The 689-nt window shown below is 65.2% G+C and carries 2 pseudogenes; one reads left to right on the forward strand and one right to left on the reverse strand.

What is annotated here, in order from left to right:
* Positions 1-200: pseudogene (locus A9X00_RS15650) on the reverse strand (dihydrodipicolinate reductase); the annotation flags it as partial.
* Between the two features lie 186 nt (positions 201-386).
* Between A9X00_RS15650 and A9X00_RS15655 the strand changes: the two are divergent.
* Positions 387-689, forward strand: a pseudogene (locus A9X00_RS15655) (dihydrodipicolinate reductase); the annotation flags it as partial.

Consider the following 689-nt stretch of genomic DNA (forward strand, 5'->3'; position numbering starts at 1 on the left):
GCGATCAGCGCGTCGGCGTCATTGGTGGCTTTCAGGCCGATGGGCTCCCCGTTGGCGAGTTCGCCCGCGTCCCTGCCGTCCTTGTCCGGCGAGTGCACCCACACGCCGACCAGGTCGAGGTTGGGGCGCCGTTGAATGGCGCGGATGGCGATCGATCCGATGCCACCCGTCGCCCAGACCACTACGCGATGAGTCGTCATCCTGTTCCTCCTCGAGTGCGCGTGCCGAAAGGCGAGACGGCCGTTGCCTTTAAATCGCTAAGAAAGTGCACACTATCCTAAAGAACAAATCTTAGGTTAACCTGCAGCTGATGTACACGCTCAGGTTCGACACGCGTGCCCCGGCCCGGGCCGGGAGGCCCTGGCGAACCAGTAAGGAGAGTGCTCATGCGCATCGTCGTCTGGTCCACCGGGGGAGTCGGGAAGATCGCGATCGACGCCATTCGCCGGCGACCCGACCTGGAACTCGTTGGCGTGTGGGTGCATTCGCCCGACAAGGTCGGCAGGGACGCGGGCGAACTCGCCAACGGGGAGCCCATCGGCCTGAAAGCCACCAATGACGCCGACGCGCTGATCGCCCTGAAACCCGACTGCGTGGTGTACGCGGCAAGCGGCCCCGAACGCGACGCGCTGGCCATCCCGGACTACGTCAGGCTGCTCGAGGCGGGGATCAACGTCGTCACCACCAGC

The sequence above is a fragment of the Mycobacterium sp. 1245805.9 genome, assembly GCF_001672915.1.
In the GTDB taxonomy this organism is placed as follows: domain Bacteria; phylum Actinomycetota; class Actinomycetes; order Mycobacteriales; family Mycobacteriaceae; genus Mycobacterium.